Origin of the sequence: Campylobacter concisus (assembly GCF_902460625.1) — a bacterium.
Taxonomy (GTDB): Bacteria; Campylobacterota; Campylobacteria; order Campylobacterales; family Campylobacteraceae; genus Campylobacter_A; species Campylobacter_A concisus_AD.
The window spans coordinates 136,095-144,153 of sequence record NZ_CABPUT010000008.1; the positions used below are offsets into that span (position 1 = coordinate 136,095).

At 34.2% G+C, this 8,059-nt stretch carries 5 protein-coding genes; all 5 read left to right on the top strand.

Going from position 1 to position 8,059, the window contains the following annotated elements; genetic code table 11:
• The first annotated feature begins 313 nt into the window (after positions 1-313).
• Positions 314-5,332, top strand: a complete 5,019-nt coding sequence (locus F3G69_RS06990; RefSeq protein WP_149714811.1) for a retention module-containing protein — start codon at positions 314-316, stop codon at positions 5,330-5,332.
• Between the two features lie 100 nt (positions 5,333-5,432).
• Complete coding sequence (locus tag F3G69_RS06995; protein WP_149714812.1) at positions 5,433-6,026, top strand: LemA family protein; 594 nt, start codon at positions 5,433-5,435, stop codon at positions 6,024-6,026.
• Positions 6,026-6,880, top strand: a complete 855-nt coding sequence (locus tag F3G69_RS07000; protein ID WP_188115346.1) for a TPM domain-containing protein — start codon at positions 6,026-6,028, stop codon at positions 6,878-6,880. Before F3G69_RS06995 ends, F3G69_RS07000 begins: the two co-directional genes overlap by 1 nt.
• Before the next feature lie 66 nt (positions 6,881-6,946).
• Positions 6,947-7,627: an ABC transporter substrate-binding protein gene (locus tag F3G69_RS07005; RefSeq protein ID WP_149714814.1), complete on the top strand. Its 681-nt coding sequence runs from the start codon at positions 6,947-6,949 to the stop codon at positions 7,625-7,627.
• The coding region (locus F3G69_RS07010; protein WP_149714835.1) for a 4'-phosphopantetheinyl transferase family protein at positions 7,608-8,059 on the top strand (452 nt) is incomplete at its 3' end. The genes F3G69_RS07005 and F3G69_RS07010, both read left to right, overlap by 20 nt.

Here is an 8,059-nt window from a genome sequence, read left to right on the forward strand (position 1 = left end):
ATTTTTTAAAAAATTATGATTTTTTTGGTTATATTGTTGTTTCAAACTAATTAAAAATATCTTAAATTAAGTTTTTATTATAAAAAATATTATATTTTGCATGATTAATTATATTGACAATAAAAAAGCTATTTTTTTGATAAAAGCTCAGAATTCGCTTTTTACAAACTATTGACATTTGGAATTTGTATATTTAATTAATATATTTTTTTCTTAAAAGATAAAATTTCTTATATAAAGTTATATCTTATAAAGATAGTATATAATCACGTAAAAATTTAAATAATACAAAAAATAATAATAAGGAGTAATCTTGGCTAAAGAAGCTGGAGTGGTAAAATTTATTAGTGGCAAGGCGGTCGCTATCGATCAAAACGGAAATGAGAGAGAGCTAAAAGTAGGTGACATCCTTTATATGGGGGAGAGTATCAAGACAAGTGATGCAGCTGATAAAATAACAATTGTTTCAAATAATGGAAAAGAGATTACGATTGTAGGCAATGACACACTTGCGTTAAATCAAAGCACCATAGGCGCGGAAGGCTTGGCAGATGTTAGTGATTTGCAAAATGCTATTTTAAATGGTGGAGATCTAACAAAACTTGAAGAGACTGCTGCTGGTGGAAACACTGCTGCTGGTGGTGGAGATGGTGTTAGCCTAGGTGATGCTAAATTTGCTGAGGGTGGCCACTATTCAAATATTAATGCAACATATAGAAATTTAAGTGATGCAAACAGAGCTTTTGCATCATACGATAGCTCAATAAGCGGATACAATGGTGGAGATGATACTATAATCCCAAGCAATCCTCTTGTAACTTTTATAAGCGATCTTAATAACGATGGTACTTTAAGTAGGGTTGAGCATGCACGAGATACAAATTTAAACACATCAAAAGTTCTTATTACGATTCCAAATGATGGCACAGTAAGGGCCGGAGATATACTAAATATCACTATAACTAAGCCAGATGGTAATACTGAAAATAAAACAATTCCTATCACTCCAACTATCATAAGCAATGGTTATCAGTTTGATGCACCAATACAGACTGGTAAAATTTCAAAAGTTGATGCAACTATTACAAATTTCCAAGGAAATGTTAGTGGCAGAAGTGAAGATAGCGTAACTTCAAGTGGCTTTAGTGCTCCAGAGGTTAAATTTACAGAAGATAACGATCCTGATAATAATCTATTAACATATACTGAAAATGCTAAAGATGGCAAATTAAATGAAACTCCAGTGCTTATAACTATAAAAGATGTGATTGTTGGAGATGTGCTTCACGTGACTTTAACAAAGCCTGATGGTACAACTGAGGTTAGAAATGTATCTATTGATCAAAACATAATAGATAATGGATATAAGATAGATAATATGCCAGTTGAGCACGGTAAGCCCTCAAAAGTAGAAGCTTACGTAGCAGATAGCACAAACACGATGAGAAGTGCAACTGCAAGTGATTCTACTACTCTTGATGTAAAACCGACTTTGAAATTTACTGAAGATACAGATGATAATATCTATCTATATGATAATGAAAATAAGCAAGATAACGACTTTAGAAGTACGACAGTAGAAATAACTCTACCAAAAGATGTAGTTATTGGCGATAAGATCGTTATAACTTATACTGATCCACTAACTAAGCAAGATACAACAAAAGAAATTTCTCTTACACAAGAGATGATTGATAATCAAAAAGTAAATACCTCTCTTCCGATATTTCCAGATGTAAGAACATCAGCTAGTGTTCATGTGGTAGATAAAAACAATGTTCAAAAAAGTGAAGAGTCAGATCAAGATAGTGTAATGCCTATTGGTAGAAATTTAGAAATGACATTACCAGAAGAAAAGACTCTTCATGAAATTTCAAGACAAGAAAGTACTGATGACAATGAAGTAAATAAAACCACGGCAAGGATTACTCTGCCAAATAAAATTGATAATGGCGATAAGCTTACGCTAACTATTACTGGACCTGATCCTGATGATCCTGTAAATAATCCTTCTAAAACTTATACAAGAGAATTTACTATACATATGGATAGTAAAGGTGCTGTGACTAGTGTAACAGAAAATGGAACTTCTAATGTTTTAACGCCTATAAAAGCAAGTGATAATCAATATATCATCAATGTTTCTGGTATCCAACTAAAGCATGGAGAAGATACGACTATTAAGGCCAAAGTTACAAATTTAAATCCAAATAGACATACATCTATAAATGAGCCAGAAGTATCGGCCAGTTTAGAATATGTAAAAAAACCTGAAGTTATCTTTGGAGAGGCTAATGGCACTAGGAGTATGAGCAGAGAGCAAGCTATGAGTGATCATGATCTTGATAGCACAACAGTCACTATAAAGCTTCCTAAAAATGCAGTAAGTGGAGATAAACTAACTGTAACTATAAAAGAGCCAAATGAAGCTACTGCTAGAGAAATAAAATACACTATTGGAAAAGATAATAATGGTAAGTTCTTTGTAAAAGATAGCGATGGCAATAAAATAGATACGGAAATAGATGGTAGAAGCTTTAAAATTTCTGGCATTAAAACAGCGACTGGTCTAGAAACTAAAGTAACAGCTGAGATAAAAGATAAAGATGGTATTCAACATGCAGAAGATACAAGCACGGTTACTATCTCAAATATAAACGATATGGCAGTATATTTCAAAGAGGATACTGACCGTAACGTATCCTTAACGAGAGCGGAGAGCAAGGACGCGGATGGCGACCTACATAAAACGACAGTAGTAGTAAAAGTGCCAAATAACGTTATAGCTGGCGATGTGGTAACTGTAAAAATAGATAATGGCACTTCACCTAAAACTTATAAGGTTACAGGTAGAGACCCAAGCGGTAAAATCATGCTAGAAGATACTTCTACTCATGCTTCTATAACTGCAAGTGATAAAAATGAGATAGAAATTCCTGGCGTAGAGATCATTGCTGGCAAGACCATCAATGTAACTACTGAGACCACCGATGCAAGTGGCGGCAAGAAAGCCGAAGCTCAAAATCATAATACTCTTGAAAAGCTTCATGAAGACATGGAGATAACTTTTGAAAAAGATACCAATAATGATGGTATTTTGGGCAGCACAGAGGCAACTGGAGCGACTACTATAGCAACTATCAAGCTTCCTTCAAATTTTGTTTTAGGTGATAAATTAATAGTAGAGTCACATAACGAAGATACACCAAACAATAAAACAACTAAGACATACGAGATAGTAAAAGATAATAACGGCAAATTGATAGCCAAAAATGGCAGTGAAGAGCTTGATATTACCGATGATGCTGATAGCAATAAGGTGGTAAAATATACACTTGGCTTAACAGAAGATCATAAGACTATCATTAATGCCAAGGTTACTGATAATACTGGCGCTGATAAGGTTGAGACAAATAGCGATATTACGCTTGATGCTCAAGGTAGCGGTTCTGGAACAGGCTTTAGGCTATTTATTGATGAGGATAAAGATAGAAATGGTGTTCTAAGTAGAGATGAGGCTATGAAGGATGGAAATTTAAATACCACTTCGGCAACACTTCAAATACCAACCACTGTCAATAGCGGTGATACTATAAAAGTTAAGGTAAATGGTGGGGCAGAGAAAACTTATACCGTTGCTTCAAATGATGGTACAAACGTTACCATAAAAGATGCAGGTGGCAGCCTTGTCGCACTTGAGCCAGGAAATAAACTAAAAATTTCTAATGTTCATATAGATAAAGATCATCCAGCAGTGGTTGAAGCTACTATAAATGGAGTAACAAAGACAGCTAAAGCTACATTGGAGTCAGTAGATACTAAAAATTTAAAGATTGAATTTGTTGAAGATAATGCAAGTAGAGACAATGTAATAGACAGAGATGAAGCTATTTTGGACAATGATATAAAAAAGACAATTATAAGCGTTCAGGTACCGCATAATGTCACAAATGGTGATAAGATAGCAGTAACTATAAAAGAGCCTAAAGCCGATGGTACTACGGCTGATAGGACAATAAATTACACAGTTTCAAAAACTGCTAATGGTAAAATTTCACTTACAGATGATACTACTCATGTTACTACACAGTTAGCAAACAATACTATAAAAATTCCTGGCGTTGCTATGCTTCCAGGTCGCGAAACTAGTGCAGTAGCTACTATAACAAATGGTGCTGAGACTACAACTAGTAGCGAAACAAAAGCTAAACTTGCACCTTTAAGTGAAGCGGGATTAAGTGTAAGCATAGTTGCTGACAAAAACGACAATGGCATTATCTCAAGAGATGAGTCAGGTAGTAAAATTTCAAAGGTTCATGTTTCTATCCCAGGAAGTGTTATAGCTGGCGATAAGATAGATGTTAAGATAACAAATCCTAACGGATCTATCTTAACTAAACATTATGAAGTTATGGGAAAAGATGTAAATGGAAAAATTACACTTAAAAATTTAGATGATAATTCTCAACAAACGCTTGGCAGAGATACTCCACTTGATCTTGATGCTACTATCGCAGTTGGTAAAGAAACAAAAGCTGAAGTTACTCTAACTGACACATTTGGTGAGAGCAAAACAGTAAGCGATACGGCACATGCTGAGATCGATGCTATAAGAGGTATAATGTTTAATAAAGATATAAAAACCTCAGAAAGTGGTGAGAGATCTACTACGGTCAAAGTTTATCTTAATGAAGATGCTAGAGAAGGGGATACGGTAGAGTTTAAATACACTAATCCAGACAATCATACACCAACCAAGACTGCAACACATACTCTATCAGCTGCAGATATAGCAAAAGGCACATTTGATCAAGAGCTTGATATCAATGCAAGATCAGCCTACGATCTAAATGTTAAAGCCTCACTTAAAACTTCAGATGGCTTAGAGTCTAAGTCTTATGAGCCTTATAAACCACTTCATATAGGCGTTGAAAACTATACGGTTAAATTTGACGCAAGCAAAGATATGAAAGGTGGCGAAGGTCATGATACTTTGGTGTTTGATAAGCAAATAGTTGATCTTAGAGGCATTGCTAATCTTAATTCAAAAGTGGAAAGCTTTGAAAACCTTGAGCTTAAAGGAGAAACAAAGATCAAATTTAATGCACAAAATATTCTTGATATCACTGATAATCCTGATACGGTGCTTAAAATAAAAGGTGGTGATGTTGATGCTAATGGCAATAAAATCACAAAAGTTGATCTAGTTCATAAATGGACAGCAGATCATACATATGATACTGCTGGATTTAAAGGCTACTCAAGTATAGATCAAATAAATGGCAAAACTATCCATATCCAAATAGACGATAAAATTCATACCGATCTTTAATCCCCAAAATGAGTGCGTAAATTCGCACTCATTTCAAACTAAAACTCACATTATTTTTTAAGTCTTGTTTTACTAATATTTGCTCCTTAAAGGAGAAAATATGAAAAATTTAATAGCCGTTATTATAGTTATCGCCGCACTTGCTTTTGGTGTTTTTAAGTATATAAATTCATTTGTTGCACTTGATGAAAATGTAAATGCAAAGTGGTCGCAGGTGTTAAATCAATATAAAAGAAGGGCCGAGCTTGTGCCAAATTTAGTTGAAACTGTAAAAGGCTACGCAGCTCATGAGCAAAAAATTTTTGAAGATGTGGCAAATGCTAGAAGCAAGAGTATGCAAGTAAGCGTTGATGCAAGTGGTCTTAGCGATGAAGCTAAGATGAAAGAATTTATGACAGCACAAAGCTCATTTGGCTTGGCGCTCGGTAGGCTTATGGCAGTTAGCGAGAACTATCCAGAGCTAAAAGCAAATCAAAATTTCTTATCTCTTCAGAGTCAGCTTGAAGGTACGCAAAACCGTATAAGCGTAGCAATGCATGATTATATCGAAGCTGTAAAAGAATATAACGTAGCCCTTAGAAGTTTTCCAAATAAATTTATAGCAAGTGCTTTTTATCCTGAGCTAAAGCCAAAACAAAATCTTGAAATAAGTAACGAAGAGAAGATAAATCCAAAAGTTTCATTTGAGAAATGATGAAGAAAATTTTTGCTCTTTTATTTTTTACATTTTGCTTTTGTTTTGCCATAAATTTTAATGAGCAGATAAATGACGAGGCTCAAATTTTCTCTAAAAATGAGAAGGCTGAGCTTTTAAGCTTGGTGCAAAATTATGAGCAAAATAGTACGACGCAAATTGCTATCGTGACGCTTAAATCACTAGAAAATAAAAGTATAGAAGAGATCTCTCTTGAGATAGCTAGAGGTTACAAGTTGGGACAAAAACAAAGCAGTAATGGAGTGCTTTTAATAATCGCTCCAAACGAGAGAAAAGTGCGTATAGAAGTTGGCTATGGGCTTGAAGGTGTGCTAACTGACGCTATGTCAAGCCAGATCATAAATGATGTGATAGTGCCTAAATTTAAGCAAGGAGATATGGGCGGTGGCGTGATAGATGGCATAAGAGCCATTATAAAGGTAGCTAGTGGTGAAGAATTTGAAAGTGTGAGTGATGATGAAGAGATACCATTTGGAATAGTTGCCTTTTTTGCTGGCATGATCTCGTGTTTTGTCTCTGGCTTTTTAGGGAAATTTTTTATACGAGTTGGCTTTAGTGCGTGTTTTGCAGGGCTGATATCTACGGTATTTGAGCAATTTTTTGGCGTGCAAAATTACTTCATTGTCTTTGCCATTATGTTTGTAATATTTTTTATTATTTTAAAAAATGCCTTTAAAAAAAATACTCAAAGCAAAAATACACACAGTGATTTCGGGCGTGATAGATCAGACTCAAATAGCAGTGGCAACGGCCATTCAAGCAGTTCAAGAGGTGGTGGTTTTAGTGGCGGAGGAGGCGGTTTTGGCGGAGGCGGAGCAAGTGGCAGCTGGTAAAATTTCATCAAAGATTAGCTTGTAAAGCTTAAATCCTTTAAAATATATAAAAACTTAGGAGCAAAGATGCTAGCTGGCGAGCTACTTAAAAGCCATTTTGTTAAATTTGATCTAGTGGCGGTGCTTAGTAAATTTTTAGAGCAAAGTCATTTTGATAAAGAAAAATTTGATCTACTTAAACAAAATAACTTTAAAATTTTAGATAAAAATATAAAGCAAGAGATAGTTGGGGCTGCTGGTTTTAAAGAGTTTTTTGACGAGAAATTTCAGAGCTTTTTATGCGAGCTTATGCAAAGTAAAGTTTTAATTATTTCTGGCAAAGAGTATAAATTTAGCGAGCTTGAAATTTATACTTGTTTTGACGCGAATACCTACAAAAGGCAGTGTGAGGCAGGAGAGATTTACTTTCACAACTTTGGTTTTGACATATCTTTTAAAAGCGAGCCATCGCTTTATGGTGGCGTTTTAGTAAGAAGCCTAAAACCCTTAAATGGGCAAAATTTTATCTTTGGGCCAAGAAAATGTGCCTTGCATATCTTAAATAGCAAAATGAGTAATTTAAACTTTGATCTAAAAGAGGCTGATTTTATAAAAGATGAGATTATTTTTACACCACGTATTAGATCATTTGGCGATGAAAACCAGCAAAAAAATGATTGTCTTAGAGCATTTACTGCCGAGTTTGAAAAAGCATTAGAGTTTGATAAAAATTATAAAAAGAGATTAAATGCCTATAAAAAGGGGTGAAATTCATCTTTTTATCAGCTTTTGCGGTGAGAAATTTAGCCCAAAAATACTAGATAAAAAAGATCGCAGAAGAGTAAAAAAATACCCAAATTTAATAAAACAAAACTCATTTAAAATATCTCGCTACTTAAAATTTAAAGCAAAGATGCGAGGTAAAATCTGTCTTTCTCATAAAGAAAATATCGCAGTTTTAGCCATTTCAAAAGAAAAGATCGGAGTCGATGTTGAAGAGCTAAAGCAGAGAAATTTTAACTCAGTAGCTAGCTTTTGCTTTACAAAAGGTGAGAGCAAAATTTTAGCAAATGCAAAAGACAAAATGCAAAAATTTTATGAAATTTATACTGCAAAAGAGGCAATTTTAAAGCTTAAAAATTTATCGTTTAGCGATCTTGGTACTACCAGCTACGATGAAATGGCAAAAAAATACTTAAT

Excerpts from the sequence above, each read along its gene's own strand:
- F3G69_RS06995 (WP_149714812.1), top strand. The coding sequence starts at position 5,433 with ATGAAAAATTTAATAGCCGTTATTATAGTTATCGCCGCACTTGCTTTT.
- F3G69_RS07005 (WP_149714814.1), top strand. The coding sequence starts at position 6,947 with ATGCTAGCTGGCGAGCTACTTAAAAGCCATTTTGTTAAATTTGATCTA.
- F3G69_RS07000 (WP_188115346.1), top strand. The coding sequence starts at position 6,026 with ATGAAGAAAATTTTTGCTCTTTTATTTTTTACATTTTGCTTTTGTTTT.